Genomic DNA, 18,165 nt, shown 5'->3' on the forward strand with positions numbered 1-18,165 from the left:
GGTCGGTCCGTGTCCTGGAGCCGCCTTCTTCTCAGCCGCCACGGCGGGAGCTGATTCGACCGGCGCCCCTCCGTGGAGTGCTGGTGTGCGCCGGTCCCCGTGCTCTCCCGCAAGGACACCTTCATGGACCACCGCTGGAATCGCCAGCAGCCCTCGCCGATGCCGAACCACCGCTACCGCCCGGTCTTCGACCGTGTGCCGGTGGCCCCAATTGCCCGGGACTGGCCCGACCGCCGGACGACCACCGCCCCGCTGTGGGTCCCGGTCGACCTGCGCGACGGCAACCAGGCCCTGGCCGAACCGATGGACCCGGCCCGCAAGCGCCGCTTCTTCGACCTGCTCGTCACCATCGGCTACAAGGAGATCGAGGTCGGCTACCCGTCCGCCTCGCAGACCGACTTCGACTTCGTCCGCCAACTCACCGACGTACCCGACGACGTCACGGTCGTGGTGTTCACCCCGGCCCGGCGGGCGCTGATCGAGCGCACGATCGAGTCCGTCCGCGACATCCGTACGCCGGTCGTCGTGCACCTGTACGCCGCGACCGCGCCGCTGTGGCGCGACGTCGTCCTGCGCCGGAGCCGGGACGACCTGACCGCACTCGTCCTGGACGCCGCGGACGACATCCTGCGCCTCACGCGGGATCGCGAGAACCTCCGCTTCCAGTTCTCGCCGGAGGTCTTCAACCTCACCGAACCCGACTTCGTCCTGGACCTGTGCAACCGGCTGACCACCCGTTGGGACGCGTCCCCGGACCGTCCGGTCGTGCTCAACCTGCCCGCCACGGTCGAGGTCGCGACACCGAACATCTACGCCGACCAGATCGAGTACATGGAAAAATCGCTCGACCGCCGCGACAGCGTCATCCTCTCGGTTCACCCGCACAACGACCGCGGCACCGGAATCGCCTGCGCGGAACTCGCGGTCCTGGCCGGCGCCCAACGCGTGGAGGGCTGCGTGTTCGGCAACGGCGAACGCACCGGCAACGTCGATCTGGCCACCCTCGCACTGAACCTCTACACCCAAGGCGTCGACCCGATGATCGACTTCTCCGACATCGACCACATCCGGCGGACCGTCGAGTACTGCACGCGGCTGCCGGTCCCGGCCCGGCACCCGTACGTCGGCGACCTGGTGCACACCGCCTTCTCCGGGACGCACCAGGACGCGATCCGCAAAGGGCTGGCCGAGCACAGCCGCCGCGCGCAGGCGGCCGGCGTACCGGAGCGGGAGCATCCGTGGGACGTGCCCTACCTGCCGATCGACCCGGCGGATCTCGGGCGTACCTACGACGCCGTGATCCGGGTCAACAGCCAGTCGGGCAAGGGCGGCATCGGCTATCTGCTGCAGACCGAGTACGGCCTGACGCTGACGCCCGAGCAGGAAGCCGACTTCGCTCGCCACGTGCAGCAACACACCGACAGCACCGGCCGGGAAGCCACTCCGGCCGAGCTCCACGCGCTCTACCACCAGGTGTACGCCCTCTGACGACTGACAGCCGAGCGCGCTGATGGTAGTTTCGGAACATGTTCCGAAACTACCATCGAAGCGGCCTGACCCTCACGGTCGTCGCCGTCGTCCAGTTCATGGTGTCGCTCGATCTGTCGGTCGTGAACGTCGGACTTCCGCAGCTCGCCGCCGGGCTCGGGTTCAGCGCGACCGGCGTCACCTGGGTGATCCACGCCTACGCCCTCACCTTCGGCGGTCTGCTGCTGCTCGGCGGCAAGGCCGGCGACCGCTACGGCCGCAAGCGGATGCTGCTCGCCGGCCTCGCGCTGTTCGGCCTCGCCTCGCTCGCGGGCGGCTTCGCCCAGGAACCCGGCCACCTGGTCGCCGCCCGCGCCGCGCAGGGAATCGGGGCCGCCGCCTTGGCCCCGGCCGCGCTCTCCCTGCTGGCCACCACTTTCCCCGGCGGCCGGGCGAGAGTCCGGGCCTTCGGCGTCTGGAGTGCGATGAACGCGGCCGGCGGCGCGCTCGGCGTCCTGATCGGGGGCGTGCTGACGCAGTACGCGAGCTGGCGGTGGGTGATGTTCGTGAACGTCCCGATGGCCGCCGTCGCGTTCGCGCTGGCCTGGCGGGGTGTCGCCTCCGACCTGCCCGCCGTACGACGGGGCCGCCCGGACGTGCTCGGCGGCGTCCTCGCGACGGTCGGGATGACCATGCTCGTGTTCGGTGTCGTCCGCACCGACCGGCACGGGTGGGCTTCGCCGACGACCGCGATCACGCTGGCGGTCGCCGTCGTCCTGCTCGCGGCTTTTGTCCTCGTCGAGCGCACCACGCGCCGGGAACCGCTGGTCCGGCTCGGCCTGTTCGCCAACCGGTCCGTCTCCGGCGCGAACGCGTTCAACCTGCTGGTCGGTGCGGCGATGGCGTCGGCGTTCTACTTCATGTCGCTGTACCTGCAGCGCGTGCTCGACATCGGGCCGGCGCTGACCGGCGTGATGTTCCTGCCGTTCGCGCTCGGCGTCGTCGCCGGGTCGGTGCTCGCGGTCAAGCTCGGCTACCGCTTCGCGCCGCGGAACCTCCTGATCGGCGGCGCGCTGCTGACCGCGAGCGGGTTCGCCTGGTTCGGGCTGATCAGCCCCGACGGCGCGTTCGTGACCGACGTACTCGGTCCGTCGATCCTCGCCAGCGTCGGCTTCGGTCTCTGCCTGGGGCCGCTCGTCGCGACCGCGACCACAGACGTCGAGCCGCACGAAACCGGTACGGCGTCCGGTCTGCTCAACAGCTCCCGCCAGCTCGGCGCTTCGCTCGGCCTGGCCGCCCTCGGCACCGCGGCGCAGCGGCACACCGGAGACACGCTCACGTCGGAGACCCTCAACACCGGGTACGCCCGAGGCCTGACCTTGTGCGCGGTGCTGCTGCTCGCCGCCGTACTCGTCGCTGTCGCGTTCCTCCGCCGGACTGGGGATCAGCCCGCGGCCAGTGCGGCGTAGTCGGCGGCGGTCAGCGGTCTGTTGGTCAGGGAGCCGTCCGCGAGCAGGGCGTCGACCGGGAGACCCTCGCGCTCGAAGGTCACCTCCCTGACCGTCGGCACCGCGGTCGCCGACAGCACGATCTGCCCGACCGCGAGTACGTTCTCCGCCGCCGAGCTCCCGTCGGTCTCGCCGGACAGCTCGATCACCGCCCGGTCACCCTCGAGCGCGACGACGGTCAGTTGCAGGCCCGTCGGCAGCGCCGAGGAGATCCCGGCGGCCCGCTCCCGATCGGTGGGTCCGGTCACCAGCGCGGCGACGGTCGCCGTCAGCCGGTCCTGGACCGGACCGCTCGGCAACTCGCGGACCAAGCGCACCAGCCGGTCGTCCCTGACGAAGTGCACCACGACGCTCACCTGCCCCGGGCCGGGCGTCGTCGGCGCGACGTCGCGCGGCAGCGCCGTCTCCCGCAACCGCGACGGCAACGCGTCTGGCTGGATCTGCACCGGCGACTCCTGCACCGGCACTCCACAGCCCACGAGCAGCAGCACGACGACCAGGGTCAGCGCCCACAGCCTCCTCATCGCTTCGCCTCCGGCAACCGTACGACGAACCGCGCGCCACCCGCGGGCGACGACGTGCACCACACGGCACCACCATGCGCCGCCGCGGTCTCCGCGACCAGTGCCAGCCCGAGCCCGGTGCCCGACGAGGACCCGCGGCGCGTCGGCCCGGTCGCGAACCGCTCGAACACCCGCTCGCGTTCCTCCGGCGGGATCCCGCTGCCCGCGTCGTCCACCTCCACCAGCACGTCGTCCCCGGACCGGCTGACCAGGACCGCGGTCAAGCCACCACCGTGCCGTTCGGCGTTCTCGAAGAGGTTGCGGAACAGCCGGCTCAACCGCGCCTTGTCGCCGAGCACCTCCAAGTCCTCGACGCCGGAGACCAGGGCCGGATCGCCCACCTCGTGCAGCACGTGCCGCAGCAACTCGCCGACGTCGACCCGCGCCTCGGGGCTCAGATCGAGCCCGGCGTCGGAGCGCGCCAGCTCGAGCAGGTCGTCCAGCAGCCGCCGGAACCGGTCCAGATCCGCCGAGATCAGGTCCAGCAGCTGCTGAGATCTCGGCGGCAGCTCGTCCCGGCGCGCGGTCAGCAGGTCGACGCTGCCCACCAAGGTCGTCAGCGGCGACCGCAACTCGTGGCTCACATCGGCCGCCAGCCGGGCGTCCCGCTCGATCCGCTGCTGCAGGGTCTGCACCATACTGTTGAACGAGGCAACAATCGTGGCGAGTTCCGGATCCTGTGTCGGCGGCAGGCGAGTGTCCAGCTCACCGCCGGCGATCGTCGCGGCGGCGACGGCGACCCGGTTCAGCGGCGTCACCACCGAGCGGCTGGCCCAGGCCCCGAGGGCCGCACCGGCCGCCGCGGCCAGCGCCGCGCCGCCGATCAGGATCGTGCTGAGCAACCGCAGGATCGCGTCGAGCTCGTCCAGCGGTGCGATCTCGTAGAACTCACCACCGACCGCCGGCAGCGGTACGCCGACCACGATCACCGGCCCGTCGGCAGTGCGCACCCGCTGGACCGCGGCCCGTCCCTCGGCGGTCTCGGCCCGCAAGGTCGCGGGAACCGCGTCCCGGCCCTGGTCCAGCGCCGAGGCGTACCACTGGTCCTGCCATTTCAGCACCACGGTGTGGCCGGCCGGCGTACCGGCTGCTGTCAGTACGGCGGAGACGTCGGCGCCCGCGGTCTCGAGCCGTCGCTGCACGAACCCGGCATCGGCGAGCGCCTGGTGCTGGACGACGCGTTCGCGCTGGTCGAGCAGATATCCACGGGCCAGCGCGTAGGTGCTGACGGCGAACACGGCGGAGACGAGCAGAGCCACCAGCGCGAAGCCGATCACGATCCGGTGCCGCAGGCCGAGCGCACCGATCCGCCGGGTCACCGCGGGTCCAGCCGGTAGCCCATCCCCCGCACGGTGACCACCAGCAGCGGGCGGCCCGGATCGCGTTCGATCTTGGTGCGCAACCGCCGGATGTGCACGTCGACGATCCGCTCGTCGCCGTAGAAGCCGTGCTCCCAGACCGACGACAGCAACGCCGGCCGGCTCAGCACCCGGCCCGGTGGTCGGGCCAGCTCCGCGAGCAGCCGGTACTCGGTGACGGTCAGGTTCACGTCAGCGCCCTGGAGCAGGACCGAACCGCGCGACCGGGACAGCACCAGGCGGCGGGACGGATCGGAGTCCAGGACGATGTCCGGCTCGGTCGCCTCGGCGCTGGTTCGCAGCCGGCGCCGCAACGCGCGAAGCCGGGCGGTGAGTTCCTTGATCTGGAAGGGTTTCGTGACGTAGTCGTCGGCCCCGGCTTCCAGCCCGGCCACGATGTCGTGGGTGTCGGACCGGGCGCTGACGATCACGATCGGGATGTCGCTGAGCCGGCGGATCTCCCGGATGCAGGTGAAGCCGTCGACCTCGCCGAGCATCAGGTCGACCAGCACCAGGTCGGGCATCGCGGCGCGCACCCGCGCCAGGGCAGTGGGCGTGTCGGCGGCCTCCGTGACCTGGTGTCCCTCGTCCTCCAGCGCCAGCCGCAGGACCGTGCGAATGCGGTCGTCGTCCTCGACGACCAGGACCTGCAACGCCATCGGACCATCCTCGCAACGATCGGCGGTCACTGACGACCGGGCCCGTTCTCGTCATCTGATCGTAAAGAAGGCGCTCGACCGTTCTCAAAGTGCGGCCGCGACAGTGGAACGATCCTGTCAGTGCCGCCGGGGAAGGTCGTTCGCGATGACGCACACCGTTCACAAGCCACCGCCCCGGAAGGCGATCGTGACGATCAGCCAGCAGGAGATCGCCGGTGGGCTGACCGAACTGCGCTGGCACCTGAACGACCTGGTGATGGACGGCGCGTGCCTGGTGGTGATCGACGTCTCCGACCTGGACCAGCTGTCCTCGACCCTGCTCTCGGCCCTGCTCGACACCCACCGGATGTGCCGCCGGCGCGGCGGCGGAGTCGTCATCCGGCACGCGAACCGTCGCGCCGCCGACATCCTGCGCCGGACCGGCCTCGACCGGGTCTTCGAGGTCGAGACCGCCGCGTGAGCCACCGCTACACCCACCGCCGCGCCCTGCCGGTCTCCCCCACGCGCCACTCCCTGCGCCGCCCCGGTACGCCGTACTCGCAGCCCGTACCGGGCACGACGTATCTGCCACACGGCGTCGCGATCGCCTGCGCCTCCGGCGACGCCCCTCGCCCTGGAGTCGACTACGTCGACCTCGCCGTCGTCGAGCTCGACGCCGCCACGGCGTACCTCGACGAACTCACCGGCACCGGCCTGCTCGCGCTGCCACCCGGCACCAACTCCCCCGGCCCAGCCACGCTCGACGAGCTCGACCGACTCGGCTGGCTCCTGCTCGACGGCGACCACGGCTCAGCGGCGGTCGCCGGCCGCACCACCGAGGGCAGCGTTGTCCTGTGCCTGTACGCCGACTTCGCCGTCACGCCCGACCCCGACCCCGCCACGCTCCACAACACCCTGACCGCGCTGCACTTCGCGGCGGGCCTGCTCAAGAACCCCTAGCCGGCGCTTGCGCGCGGACGTGGTCGATGGTCGCTGGGCCCCCGGCCCGATATCGTCGCCGACGACCTCGCCGCGGTGGCCGACCTGATCGTGCCACGCGACACCTACCCAGCGTGACCCCCACCATCGGGGGTTGGGTTGGGGCTGGTGAGGCAAAATGAACTCGTCGGCCGCTCCGATCCCCGGGGTGGTCATCATCGGAGCTGGGAGATCCTTGTGGCGACGCTCGACCCTGTAGACAGCGCTGCCGCCGACGCCTTCGCGCGACTGGCGGTGGAGTTGCACGACGCCTCGGGAGTCGAGGAGACCGTCGACGCCGTGGTGCAGTTCGCCCTCCAGGCGCTGAACTGCACGTACGCCGGTCTCGCGCTGTCCACCCGCGGCCACCGCACCGAGATCGCCGCGGTGACCGATCCGGTGGTCGCCGACGTGTACAACCTGCAGATCGACGCCGACAACGGGCCGCTGATCACCTCCATGCGCGAGCGGAGCTCGGTGCTGATCCGCGACACCGGCACCGACGGCCGCTGGCCGGAGTGGGCCGAGAAGGTCGCCGGTCTCGGCGTGCGGAGCGTGCTCGACGTGCCGCTCATGCTCGGCGACGGCGGGTCACGGACCGTCGGCGTGCTCGGCCTGTACAGCCCCGACGTGGACGCGTTCGGCGTCGACGACGAGGCGATCGCCCGGATCCTGGCCCGGCACGCGACCGTCGCGGTCGCCACCGCCCGGCACGAGCAGACGATGGCCGAGGCCGTCGACGCCCGCAAGCTGGTCGGGATGGCGATGGGCATCCTGATGGAGCGCTTCGACGTCGACAGCGACCGCGCGTTCGCGATCCTCAAGCGCTACTCGCAGGACACCAACACCAAGCTGCGCGACGTCGCCCAGCAACTCATCGACACCCGCAAACTGCCCCGCTGACACGCGAGCCCGGCGCACCCGCTCACGGGCCGCGCCCAGCTCACCCGCTGATGTCCGCGGCCAGCTTCTCCGCCTCCTGCTGGGTGAAGCCGGAACTGATCTCGACCTCACCACCGGTGATCGCCGACATCACCGTCGGCGCGCTGACGACCCGGCCGTCGACCACGATCGCGAGCTGATTGGCCGGCGGCGACTGCTTGGCCAGCTCGGCGGTGAGCTGCCCGAACAACCTGCCGCCCTCGTCGTCCAGCTCGAGCGCGACCACCCAGGACCCGTTCGAGTCGCGCGCCGTCACCTCGGACACACGGCTTCCGTCCAGCTCCACTGCGCCGAGTGTGTAGCCCGTGCCGTCCGCGCCGCAGACGACGCCGCCCGGGCCACTCGCCGGCGACGCGCATTCACCGGGCGCCACCTTCACCACCCGGCGGAACTCCACCGCCTTCGGCGCCGACGCCGGAGCGCTGTCCGATGACCCGTCGTCGGCGCGAAGCACCAGCAGCACGAGCATTCCGAGCAGAACGACCAGCACCAGGACGAGCGCGCCGACCACGATCAGCGGACCACGCTTCTGCCGCGACGGACCGTACGGCGGTGGCGGGTACGGAGTCTGCTGAGCCATGCCCGGGAGTCTATTCGGGCACGAGGTCTCCTGCCCTGAAACCCTTGTGTCGCATGGGTTCCGGGCCGTCGGGCGTCTGCAGCCGCCAGCCTCTGGCGCGGCGGCGTTCCCGCCAGTAGTGCGCGTAGCGACCGTCGCGCGCGAGCAGATCCTCGTGCCGGCCTTGCTCCACACACTGCCCACCGTCCAGTACGACGATGTGGTCGGCCGCCTGGAGCGTGTGCAGGCGATGGGCGATCACCAGCACGGTCCGATCGCGCGCCAGCGCCGTCATCGCCTCGTGCAGGGCGTGCTCGTTCTCCGCGTCGAGCGCGGCGGTCGCCTCGTCGAACAGCACGATCGGGGTGTCCTTCAGCAGCGCCCGGGCGATCGAGATGCGCTGCCGCTCGCCGCCGGACAGCCGGCCGCCCGCTTCACCGACCGGTGCGTGCCACCCGCCGGGCAGCCGCTGCACGATCTCGTCGACCCGCGCGGTCCGCGCGGCGGCGTACACCTGCTCGTCGGTCGCTTCGGGCCGGCCGACCCGGATGTTGTCGAGAACGCTGCCCTCGAACAGGTAGACGTCCTGGAAGACGACCGCGATCAGCGCGGTCAGGTCCTCGGTGCGCAGTTCGCGGACGTCGACACCGCCGACCCGCACCGCACCGGCCGCGGGATCGAAGAATCGCGCGATCAGCTTCACCACGGTCGTCTTGCCCGCGCCCGAGGCCCCGACCAGCGCGGTCAACCGCCCCGCCGGGACCTGCATCGAGAGTCCGGTCAGCACCGGCGACTCGCCGTACGAGAAGTGCACGTCCTGCAGCTCGACCGACGAGCCGTTCGGCCGCGCGGAACGCTCGGGCTCGTCCAGGGTCTCGGTCGCCAGCAAACTGTTGATCTCCTGCAACGCGTTGCCCGCGACCCGGAGGGCACCGCCCAGCTCAGCGGTCAGGATCACCGGCTCGACGAACCGGGCCGCGAGCACCAGAAGGGCGACCAGCTCCGCCGCCGCCAGCGACCCGCCGAGCACCAGATAGGTGCCCAGCGCAAGGATCGCGACGAACGACGCCTGCGCCACGAAGCCGAGCCCGACGACCCCCGACAGGCCGGCGCGCAGCATCCGGCGGCCCGCGCGATGCTGAGCCGCGAGCGCGTCGTCGAGCGCGGCGTGCCCGTCGACGGTTCGCCCGAAGGCGCGCAGGACCGGCTGAGCCCGGGCGAACTCCACGATCCGTCCGGCGGCGTCCGCGTGGATCCGGTCCGCCTCCTGGTCGGCGGCCTCCAGCGCACGACTCGTCACGCGATAGACCACGGCCACCACAACCCCCGCGACCGCCATCGCGGCGGACAACCGCCAGTCGAACCAGGCCATCGCCAGTACGACGACCGCCGGCACGACCGTGGCGTCGACCAGCTGCCGCAGCAGGTGCGCGGGCACTCCCATCACGTCGAGGATTCGCTGCGAGGCGAGCCGCCCGAGCCTGCCGACCCGATCGGCCGTGAACCAGGCCAGCGGCAGCTGCGCGACCTTGTCGCCGATCCGGTGATGCAGGTCGCGACTCAGCCCCGCGCCGGTCCGGAACCCGGCGAGCGTTGCCAACGGGCTGACCACCGCGTACCCGATCCACAGCGCCGCGAGCCCGATCACCCACGGCCAGGCCCGTCCCGGCTCGTCGCCGAGCAACTCCCGCAACGCGGGCACCAGAACGACGAACGCCGCACCTTGCAGCACCGCCGCGACCACGAGCAGCGCGAGCAACCGCCGCAACGTCCGGTCGTACCGCGGCCCGAGGGCCCTGAACAACCGCCGAATCATCGCGCCTCCCCCGATCCGACCGCGGCAGCCGTGCCCACCTGAACCTCCGAGGCACCCTCCTGCAATTCCCACAGCTGTGCGTAGCGACCACCGGCGGCGAGCAGCTCCTCGTGCCGGCCCTGTTCCACGATCCGCCCTTCGTCCAGCACCACGATCCGATCGGCACCCACCACCGACGCCAGCCGGTGCGCCACCACCAGCACCGTCCGCCCGGACGCGAGCTCCGACAGCGCGTCCTGGATCAACGCCTCCGACTCCGCGTCGGCGTGCGCCGTCGCCTCGTCCAGCACCACGATCGGCGTATCGGCCAGGATCGCGCGGGCGATCGACACCCGCTGTGCCTCACCCCCGGACAAACGGACGTCCCGCCCCACCACCGCGTCGTACCCCAGTGGGAGGGCTCGGATCCGCTCGTCGATCGCCGCGGCCCGCGCCGCACGCCGGACCGTCTCGTCGTCGGCCTCGCCAGCCGGATGTTGTCCCGCACACTCGCGTCCAGCAGCTGAACGTCCTGCAGCACGAACGACACCAGGCGATACAGCTCCGCGGGCGCGATCTCCCGCACGTCCACCCCACCGATCGCCACCCACCCCGACACCGGGTCGAAGAACCGCGGCAACAACTTCGCCAGCGTCGTCTTGCCCGATCCCGACGCCCCGACCAGTGCCGTCACCGTGCCCGGTTCGAGCACCAGGTCGATCCCGTTCAGCACCGGCCGCCCGGCGTCGTACCCGTATTCCACGGCGGCCAGCTCGACCCGGGCGCCCACCGGACGCCGCGGATCCCGCGCCACCTCCAACTCGGGTGCCGCAAGCAACGACCCGACGCGCTTGGCCGCCGCCGACGCCTTCTCCGCGTCGTGGCTGTAGTAGTGCAACGCCTGCAACGGCGACGCCAGCCCCAAGCCGAGAAGCGCGAACGGCAGCAATTCGGTCGCGTCGAGCCGCCCCGACGTCACCATCGCCGTCCCACCGACCAGTACGGCGAGCAGCACCGTCGCCGGACTCAGCAGCAGCTCCGACACCGCCGACGCCCGGTAGCCCTTCGACACCCAAGCGAGGAAGAACCGCGCGAAGTCGTCCGCCGCCTGCCCGTACTGCGCATGCGCCCGCCGGGCCTGGCCGAACAGCTTCACCACCGCGATCCCTTCGACGAACTCGACCACCCGGCCGGCGATCCGCTGCTGCGCCTCGTCGAAGGCGGCCGTCTGCGACTCCATCGTCATCGCCAGCCGGACGAACACCGCGACACCGATCGCGATCGGGATCAGCAGGATCAGCGCCATCCGCCAGTCCACCGTGAACAGGTAGACCAGCGTCACCACCGGCGTGATCACACTCGACGTCAGACTCAGCGCGGCGTGCGCGACGAGATGGTGCATGGTGTCGACGTCGTGCTGGACGGCCTTGCCGATGGCACCGGCACCGCGATCGGTGAACCACCCGAGCGGTACGCGGCCGAGGTGCCGGACCAGTCGCCGGCGGACCGACAGCTGGAAGTCCAGGTCCGCGTCGTGAGCCAGTGCACTCGCCACGCCGCTCAGCACCAGCCACACGACCAAAGCGCCCGCCGCGATTCCGGCCACCTGCCAAGCCCGATCCTGATCGACCGAACCGTCGGCCAGCAGGACCCGAGCCAACTCGGCGACCGCGGCGAAGGGCACGACCGCGACCACCGCCGCGGTGGCCTGCAGCGCGACCGCCAGGCCCAGCTGTCGTCGTACGGGCTGCAGCAGATCGCCCAGCCCGACCACTCCTGTCGAATTTCGGAACATGTTCCTAAAGTAGCACCGGTGACGACGCCACGCACCCCGGTGCTGGGATCGGCCGGCCGCGGCCAGCATGATGGGACCGTGCCCAGATCCAGCACCGCCGGCGGTCAGACCGGCCGTCCCCCCGTGACCTCGCGCGCCGAGATCCTCGCGGCGGCCCGCCGGCTGATCGACCAGAACGGCTGGGAGAAGCTCACGATCCGCGGCCTGGCCGGCGAGCTCGGCATCGGCGCCACGACGCTCTACCACCACGTCCGGAACAAGGAAGACCTGCTGCTCCTGCTGATCACCGAGTACGCGCTGCAGATCCCGCGGCCCGAGCTGCCCGCGGAGCCGCGCGACCGGATCGTCGCCGTCGGTGTGCTCATCCACGACGCCCTGGCGGCCTGGCCGTGGGCCGCCGAGGTGCTCGCCACCGACGGCTTCATCGCGCGGATCGGCGACCCGGCGCTCTGGGTGGTGGAGACCATCCTGGCCGGAGCCGTCGACCACGGCTGCACGCCGGCTCAGGCCGTCCTGGTCTTCCGCAACATCTGGTACTACACCGTCGGCGAGATCCTGGTCCGCGCCAACACCGCCCAGCACCATCGGCCCGAAACCGAGGACCCCGCCGGCTACAACACGGCGTTCAGAGGGCTGCAGAACCCCGACCTGCCGTACCTGTCCGCCGTCGCCGACCAGTGGGGCGAGATCGCCCAGGCGAACACGTTCCCGCAGGGGCTCAGCGCCGTGGTGGACGGCTTGCTCGCCCAAGCGACCAGCTGACGGCGGCACCCCTCTAAGGTGGCGGCGTGGAGAGCGAAGGCAGTTGGCGGGAGCGGCGGCGGGAGGCAGCAGCCGAGCAGGCGGCGGCGCTGGACCGCCGTCGCGCGGCCGAGACGGCCGAGGCACGGGCGCTGCTGGCCGGCTTCGTCGAGCAGGTGACGGCGGCCGGGATCGCGCCGCAGCCCCTGCGCGCACCGGTCGTCGGGTCCGGCGCGAGCTACCGGACCAACCTCGTCGGCTGGTACCTCAAGCGCAACCGGTCGCTCGCGGTCGATGCCGACGGCAACTTCTATGTGCTGGGCGTCCGGCCGAGCCTGAAGGCCCGCGTCTCGGGCCTCCAGGTCGAGCCGTCCGACCCGCCGCTGACCGTCGGGCTCGGTGCCCGGGACGGCGAGTCGATGCCGCTCAAGCAGCTACTGGCCCTTCGTCTCGAAGCCGGCGACGACTGGCCCTGACGGCGCCTGCCGCGGCCGTCGCGTCGCGACGACGTCCACCTGGACGGTCACGTCGTACCCGACGAACAGTCCCCAGGCCTCCGCGGGTGCGTTCCAGACGACCTGCCAATCGCGCCGGTCGATCGTCGTCTCCCCGTGGAACCGGAGCCCCGAGGCCAGCTCCAGATCCAGGGTGACCGGCTTCGTGACACCCCGCAGCGTCAGTAGGCCGGCCACCCGGAAGGCCGACTCCTCGAGGCGCGTCACTCGCGTCGACGAGAAGGTGGCCAGCGGATGCCCTGCCGTGTCCAGGAAGCTCCGGCACAGATGCTGGTCGCGGCGTTTGTTGCCGGTCCGGATGCTGTCGGTCCGGATCGTCAGTTGGACGCTCGACTGCGACGGGTCGTCACCGTCGAGCCGCGCCGTACCCTCGACGCGCTCGAAACGGCCCCGGACCCGGCCGGCCACCGCCTGCGCGACGGTGAAGCCGAGCTGAGTCTCGAGCTCGTAGTCACCGGACAGCCGGGTCAGCAGTTCGTGCGACCGCTCGGCGATATCCTCGATGTCACTCATCAGTTGTCCTCCTGGCTGGTGTCTCGCCGGTCCGACGACACAGCCGTGCGAACTGTGAGGCCTCACAGTTCGGTCCGCCGTTTCGTCGGACCCGGTGACGGCCCCCACCAGCGACGATCGGGAGATGCGCACGCCATGACCGACGACTCCGCCCTGGACGCGGTGATGAGCGAACGGCGGCAGCTGATCAACCTCGCGTACCGGATGCTCGGCTCGCTGGCCGACGCCGAGGACGTCGTCCAGGAGACCTACGCGCGCTGGTACGCGCAGTCCACCGAGCAGCGCGACGCGATCGACTCCCCCGGCGCCTGGCTGACCACCGTCGCCAGCCGGATCTGCCTCGACGTGCTCGGCTCGGCCCGGGCCCGGCGTGAGCGGTACGTCGGCGAGTGGATCCCCGAGCCGCTGCCCGACCGCCGCGAGCTGGCCGGCCCCACGGCAACCGATCCGGCCGAACGGGTGACGCTCGACGAGTCGGTCAACATGGCGTTCCTCGTCGTCCTGGAGTCGATGACCCCGGCCGAGCGGGTCGCCTTCGTGCTGCACGACATCTTCCGCTATCCGTTCCCCGAGGTCGCCGCGATCGTCGGCCGCTCCCCGGCGGCCTGCCGTCAGCTCGCGTCCTCGGCCCGCCGCCGGCTGACCGGCTCCCGCGCGCCGGTGCGTGCCGCGCCCGAGCACGCCGACGTGGTCCGGGCGTTCAAGGACGCCTGGGCCGCGCACGACGTCGCCGCGCTGATCGGCCTGCTCGACCCCGGCGCTCTGGCGGTCGCCGACGGCGGCGGCGTGGTCACGGCCCAGCTCGAGCCCGTTCAGGGCGCGGCACGGATCGCCCAGCTGCTGGTCGACGTCGCGGCCCTGGCTCCCGGCCTCACCATTGTCGAGCGCTCGGTCAACGGCCGGCCCGGCGTGATCGCTCAGCTCGACGGCGCCACCGTGGTGGTGATGGCCTTGCACGTCGAGCACGACCGGATCACCAACCTCTGGGCGGTCCGCAACCCCGAGAAGCTCCGCCCGTGGACCTGAGCTGCGCGGCTGCCGCGTCAAAGAGCCGGACTTCTGCCTGGGAAGGATCTTGCCCTCCCACCGCGGCCGGGCCTGGACGGAGAATGGAGCCATGACCGACGAGTTGGGCAGCTTTCTCAAGGCGCGCCGGGCCGCGCTGACGCCGTACGCCGTCGGCCTGCCCGAGACGTCGCACCGCAAGGTCGCCGGCCTGCGCCGCGAGGAGGTCGCGCAGCTGGCCGCGATCAGCGTCGACTACTACACGCGTCTCGAACAGGGCCGCGTGCAAGCGTCGGCGACGGTGCTCGCCACCCTCGCCCGCGCCCTGCGCCTGAACGACGACGAGCAGACCTATCTGTACGCCGTCGCCGGCAAGAGCGACGCCCGGCCGCGCCGTCGGCGTCCGGCGCAGAAGGTCCGGCCGGCGATTCGCCGTCTGCTCGACCAGCTGACCGAGAATCCGGCGATCGCGCTCGGCCGGCGGATGGACGTGCTCGCCTGGAACGAGGCCGCCGCCGCGCTGTTCACCGACTTCGCCCAGCTTCCCGTTGCCCACCGCAACTACATTCGCCTGCTGTTCACCGACCCGGCCGTCCGCGCGCTGCACGTCGACTGGCAGCACGACGCCCGCGACGCGGTCGCCGCGCTGCGGATGGAGGCCGCCGCCGATCCCGACGACCCGGCGCTGGCCCAGCTGGTCGGCGAGCTGTCGGTCCAGGACGCCGACTTCCGCACCTGGTGGGCCGAGGCGCGCGTGAACTCCGCCAGCTACGGCACCAAGCACTACCACCATCCGGTCGTCGGCGACCTGACCCTGGACTGCGACGTGTGGACCAGCCCGGACGGCAGCGGTCAGCGCCTGATGGTGCTGACCGCCGAGCCCGCGTCTTCGTCGTACGACGCCCTGCGATTGCTGACCTCCTGGCAGGCCTCAGTGAGCCGGTGAGGCGTTCTCCAGGAACTCGGCGGCCGCGCCCGCCTGGTACTCGCCGCCCGGGACGCGGGCGATGATGTTCATCCGGTTGGCGGCGTTGATGAACGCGATCAGGCAGATCAGCGTGCCGGTCTGGTCCTCGTCGAAGTGCTTGCGGACCGTCGCCCAGGTCTCGTCGGAGACCCCCTCGAAGGCGTCCGCGAGCCGCGTGCCCTCCTCGGCCATCGCGAGCGCGGCCCGCTCGGCCTCGGTGAAGACCGTCGCCTCCCGCCAGACCGCGACCATGTTCAGCCGGTGCTCGCTCTCGCCGGCCGCGACGGCCTCCTTGGTGTGCATGTCGACGCAGGCGGCGCAGCCGTTGATCTGGCTGACCCGGAGCTGCACCAGCTCACGCAGCTCCCGCGGCAGCGGGGACTCCTCGAAGACCAGCGCGGCGCCGGCGAACCGCTTGGCCAGCTTGGTGGAGGTCGCGCTGTCGAACAGGTTGAACCGAGCTTCCATGATCTGTCCCTCTCTCGTGTCCTTGGTTGTTCACGAGACACCGGACCGTCGGAGCGCGTGACGGGGCACGGAAGTGACCTGTGCCTCACCCCGAAAACCGGTGGCGGCCCGCCACCGCCGCTGGTAGCGTCGCCGGTCTGTCTTTTCGGGTGGCTTGTTCGCACTACGTGTGGATCGTTACGAACCGGGCGTGCTCCGGGGCGGGATCTCGAAGATCGCCGCCGGAACGTCGTTCGTTTCCCTCCAGCACGAGAGGTAACCCCTGATGGCCGACACCCCTGAGCTCGCCGCCGAACGCGCCTACCTGGCTGAGTCCCGCGCCGCGCTGCGCCGGATGCACCACGACGTCCTGGTCCGGGAGATCCCGGTCATCGGCAGCGAGGGCAACGACGAGCGCTTCACCAACGAAGCCAATCAGCGGGCGCACAAAGAACGCGTCCTGGCACTGCTGGACCTGCCCGACGTGCCGTTGTTCTTCGGCCGGCTGGACTACGACAAGGGCGCGATCGACGATCTCGAGCGGTTCTACATCGGCCGCCGGCACGTGCACGACGGCAGCGGCGTACCGATGGTCGTCGACTGGCGGGCGCCGGTGTCGGTGCCGTTCTACCGGGCGACGCGCAGCGACCGGCAACGCGTCGTGCTGCGCCGCCGGTACGGGTTCTCCGACACCGCGGAGCTGACCGGCTTCGAGGACGAACCGCTGATCGGCGCCACCGAGGCCGACCGGGCCGACGCGTTCCTGCGCGCCGAGATCGAGCGGCCGCGCACCGGTCCGATGCGCGACATCGTGGCCACCATCCAGCCCGAGCAGGACGATCTGGTCCGGGCACCGCTGCAGCCGAGCGTCTGCGTCCAGGGCGCGCCCGGCACCGGGAAGACGGCCGTCGGGCTGCACCGCGTCGCGTACCTGCTCTACACCGAGCGGGAGCGGCTGCGCCGCGGCGGCGTCGTGATCGTCGGGCCGAACCGCTCGTTCCTGTCCTACATCCGCAAGGTCCTGCCCGCGCTGGGCGAGGTCGACGTCCGGCAGATCACCATCGAGGAGCTGATCACCCAGCCGGCCTTGGCCGTCGACGCCACCGAGGCCGCGCGGATCAAGGGCGACGCGCGGATGGCCGAGATCCTGCGGCGCGCGCTGTGGACCTTCGTCGGTACGCCGGCCGAGGGAATCCTGTACAGCAAGGGATCCCAGCGGTACCGGGTGCACGACTACGAGGTCGCGGACATCGTGGCCGGCCTGCGCGAGTCGACCAGGTACACGCCCGGACGCAACGCGCTCGCCCAGCGCATCGCGCACGCCGTCCTGGTGCTGATGGAACGGCGTGGCGAGTCGCCGGACGACCGGGTGCAGAACGCCGTGGCCCGGTCGAAGCCGGTGAAGCAGCTGGTCGACGCGGTGTGGCCGAAGGTGACTCCCGAGCAGGTGCTGTGGCGGTTGTACTCCGACACCGAGTTCCTGGCCGCGACCGCGCCGGAGCTGACCGACGACGAACGCACGGCGCTGCTGTGGCCCAAGGCGCCCCGGTCCTGGAAGTCGGCGAAGTGGTCGAGCGCCGACGCCGTGCTGCTCGACGAGCTGGACGACTTGATCGAGCGGCACGCCGGCTCGCTCGGGCACCTCGTGCTCGACGAGGCGCAGGACCTGTCGGCGATGCAGCTGCGCGCGCTCGGACGGCGCTGCCGGACCGGCTCCGCGACGGTCCTCGGAGACCTCGCCCAGGCGACAACCGCGTGGGCGGCGGGCCCGTGGGACCAGGTGCTGGCCCATCTGGGCAAGCCGGACGGGATCGTCGCCGAGCTCGACCGGGGCTTCCGCGTGCCGGAGCAGATCATCGACTTCGCGGCCCGGCTGCTGCCGGCGATCGCGCCGACGCTCGGAACGCCGACCGGAGTCCGGACCGTCGCCGACTCGCTCAAGATCGTTGCCACTGACAAGGAATTGTTCGGGGCAACGATCGTCGAGGCGTGCCGCGAGGCGCTTGCCGGGGTCGGGTCGGTCGCGTTGATCGCGGCCGACGAGCAGGTCGAGCAGTTGCGCGACGTCCTGGCCGGCGCGGGTCTCGAGGCGGCGCTGCTGGGAGCGGTCGAGGACGCCATGGACACGACCCGGCTGGTCTGTGTCCCGGCGACCCTGGCGAAGGGGCTGGAGTTCGACGCGGTGGTGGTCGCCGAGCCGTCGCGCATCGTCGCGGCCGAGCCACGCGGCCTGCAGCGCCTGTACGTCGTACTGACGCGCGCGGTCAGCCGGTTGCAGATCGTGCACGTGGATCCGTTGCCCACGGCCCTGGGGTAGCGGGGGTTTCCCTGATGGGTTGATCAGGTCTTTCCCGGTTTCGGTGGTCGTCGGCGC

The 18,165-nt window shown here is 71.4% G+C and carries 18 protein-coding genes and 1 pseudogene; 10 read left to right on the forward strand and 9 right to left on the reverse strand.

Going from position 1 to position 18,165, the window contains the following annotated elements:
- The first annotated feature begins 123 nt into the window (after positions 1-123).
- Together ACQPXM_RS22250 and ACQPXM_RS22255 are read left to right on the forward strand one after the other, a co-directional pair.
- Entirely contained in the window at positions 124-1,488 is a 1,365-nt protein-coding gene (locus tag ACQPXM_RS22250) for a 2-isopropylmalate synthase (RefSeq protein ID WP_432936082.1), read from the forward strand.
- 38 nt (positions 1,489-1,526) lie between these two features.
- Positions 1,527-2,936, forward strand: coding sequence for an MFS transporter (locus tag ACQPXM_RS22255; protein ID WP_432936085.1), 1,410 nt, complete (start codon positions 1,527-1,529; stop codon positions 2,934-2,936).
- On the opposite strand, the gene ACQPXM_RS22260 is transcribed toward ACQPXM_RS22255, so the two are convergent.
- The 3 genes from ACQPXM_RS22260 to ACQPXM_RS22270 are packed head-to-tail and all read right to left on the reverse strand — an operon-like array spanning position 2,912 to position 5,555.
- Positions 2,912-3,499: a GerMN domain-containing protein gene (locus tag ACQPXM_RS22260; protein WP_432936088.1), complete on the reverse strand. Its 588-nt coding sequence runs from the start codon at positions 3,497-3,499 to the stop codon at positions 2,912-2,914. The two genes, ACQPXM_RS22255 and ACQPXM_RS22260, sit on opposite strands and share 25 nt — an antisense overlap.
- Positions 3,496-4,857: an ATP-binding protein gene (locus tag ACQPXM_RS22265; protein ID WP_432936091.1), complete on the reverse strand. Its 1,362-nt coding sequence runs from the start codon at positions 4,855-4,857 to the stop codon at positions 3,496-3,498. Before ACQPXM_RS22265 ends, ACQPXM_RS22260 begins: the two co-directional genes overlap by 4 nt.
- Positions 4,854-5,555: a response regulator gene (locus ACQPXM_RS22270; protein WP_432936093.1), complete on the reverse strand. Its 702-nt coding sequence runs from the start codon at positions 5,553-5,555 to the stop codon at positions 4,854-4,856. The genes ACQPXM_RS22265 and ACQPXM_RS22270 overlap by 4 nt, the downstream gene beginning before the upstream one ends.
- Positions 5,556-5,700: 145 nt before the next feature.
- Here ACQPXM_RS22270 and ACQPXM_RS22275 point away from each other — a divergent pair, with 145 nt between their 5' ends.
- The 3 genes from ACQPXM_RS22275 to ACQPXM_RS22285 all read left to right on the forward strand — a co-directional run bounded on the left by ACQPXM_RS22275 (position 5,701) and on the right by ACQPXM_RS22285 (position 7,415).
- Complete coding sequence (locus ACQPXM_RS22275) at positions 5,701-6,015, forward strand: STAS domain-containing protein (RefSeq protein ID WP_432936096.1); 315 nt, start codon at positions 5,701-5,703, stop codon at positions 6,013-6,015.
- The gene (locus ACQPXM_RS22280; RefSeq protein WP_432936098.1) at positions 6,012-6,494 is read left to right on the forward strand and encodes a hypothetical protein; all 483 of its coding nucleotides are present in this window, start codon (positions 6,012-6,014) and stop codon (positions 6,492-6,494) included. Before ACQPXM_RS22275 ends, ACQPXM_RS22280 begins: the two co-directional genes overlap by 4 nt.
- Positions 6,495-6,710: 216 nt before the next feature.
- The gene (locus tag ACQPXM_RS22285; RefSeq protein ID WP_432936102.1) at positions 6,711-7,415 is read left to right on the forward strand and encodes a GAF and ANTAR domain-containing protein; all 705 of its coding nucleotides are present in this window, start codon (positions 6,711-6,713) and stop codon (positions 7,413-7,415) included.
- A gap of 40 nt (positions 7,416-7,455) precedes the next feature.
- Here the strand turns inward: ACQPXM_RS22285 and ACQPXM_RS22290 are convergent, their stop codons facing one another.
- The 4 genes and pseudogenes from ACQPXM_RS22290 to ACQPXM_RS22305 form a co-directional block, all read right to left on the reverse strand.
- On the reverse strand, positions 7,456-8,034 hold the full coding sequence (locus ACQPXM_RS22290; RefSeq protein WP_432936104.1) for a SecDF P1 head subdomain-containing protein: 579 nt from the start codon (positions 8,032-8,034) through the stop codon (positions 7,456-7,458).
- Positions 8,035-8,044: 10 nt separating this feature from the next.
- Entirely contained in the window at positions 8,045-9,829 is a 1,785-nt protein-coding gene (locus ACQPXM_RS22295) for an ABC transporter ATP-binding protein (protein ID WP_432936106.1), read from the reverse strand.
- Positions 9,826-10,419, reverse strand: coding sequence for an ATP-binding cassette domain-containing protein (locus tag ACQPXM_RS22300; RefSeq protein ID WP_432936108.1), 594 nt, complete (start codon positions 10,417-10,419; stop codon positions 9,826-9,828). Before ACQPXM_RS22300 ends, ACQPXM_RS22295 begins: the two co-directional genes overlap by 4 nt.
- Positions 10,347-11,672 (reverse strand): annotated as a pseudogene (locus tag ACQPXM_RS22305) (ABC transporter transmembrane domain-containing protein); the annotation flags it as partial. The pseudogene ACQPXM_RS22305 and the gene ACQPXM_RS22300, both read right to left, overlap by 73 nt.
- A gap of 9 nt (positions 11,673-11,681) precedes the next feature.
- Between ACQPXM_RS22305 and ACQPXM_RS22310 the strand changes: the two are divergent.
- The gene (locus ACQPXM_RS22310; protein WP_432936110.1) at positions 11,682-12,365 is read left to right on the forward strand and encodes a TetR/AcrR family transcriptional regulator; all 684 of its coding nucleotides are present in this window, start codon (positions 11,682-11,684) and stop codon (positions 12,363-12,365) included.
- A gap of 26 nt (positions 12,366-12,391) precedes the next feature.
- Positions 12,392-12,820 carry a hypothetical protein gene (locus ACQPXM_RS22315; RefSeq protein ID WP_432936112.1) on the forward strand — a complete coding sequence of 143 codons (429 nt, stop codon included), beginning with the start codon at positions 12,392-12,394 and terminating at the stop codon, positions 12,818-12,820.
- Here ACQPXM_RS22315 and ACQPXM_RS22320 read toward each other — a convergent pair.
- Positions 12,779-13,372 (reverse strand): YceI family protein, encoded by a 594-nt coding sequence (locus tag ACQPXM_RS22320; RefSeq protein ID WP_432936114.1) that lies wholly within the window; start codon positions 13,370-13,372, stop codon positions 12,779-12,781. The genes ACQPXM_RS22315 and ACQPXM_RS22320 overlap by 42 nt on opposite strands.
- Positions 13,373-13,507: 135 nt before the next feature.
- On the opposite strand from ACQPXM_RS22320, the gene sigJ reads away from it, so the two are divergent.
- Both sigJ and ACQPXM_RS22330 read left to right on the forward strand, forming a co-directional pair.
- On the forward strand, positions 13,508-14,398 hold the full coding sequence (gene sigJ, locus ACQPXM_RS22325) for an RNA polymerase sigma factor SigJ (protein WP_432936117.1): 891 nt from the start codon (positions 13,508-13,510) through the stop codon (positions 14,396-14,398).
- Between the two features lie 91 nt (positions 14,399-14,489).
- Positions 14,490-15,323: a helix-turn-helix domain-containing protein gene (locus tag ACQPXM_RS22330; protein WP_432936119.1), complete on the forward strand. Its 834-nt coding sequence runs from the start codon at positions 14,490-14,492 to the stop codon at positions 15,321-15,323.
- Here the strand turns inward: ACQPXM_RS22330 and ACQPXM_RS22335 are convergent.
- Entirely contained in the window at positions 15,309-15,812 is a 504-nt protein-coding gene (locus tag ACQPXM_RS22335) for a carboxymuconolactone decarboxylase family protein (protein WP_432936121.1), read from the reverse strand. The two genes, ACQPXM_RS22330 and ACQPXM_RS22335, sit on opposite strands and share 15 nt — an antisense overlap.
- 265 nt (positions 15,813-16,077) lie before the next feature.
- Between ACQPXM_RS22335 and ACQPXM_RS22340 the strand changes: the two genes are divergently transcribed.
- The gene (locus ACQPXM_RS22340; protein WP_432936124.1) at positions 16,078-18,108 is read left to right on the forward strand and encodes a HelD family protein; all 2,031 of its coding nucleotides are present in this window, start codon (positions 16,078-16,080) and stop codon (positions 18,106-18,108) included.
- Positions 18,109-18,165: the final 57 nt, after the last annotated feature.

The sequence above is a fragment of the Kribbella sp. CA-253562 genome (genome assembly GCF_050942265.1).
Classification (GTDB): Bacteria; Actinomycetota; Actinomycetes; order Propionibacteriales; family Kribbellaceae; genus Kribbella.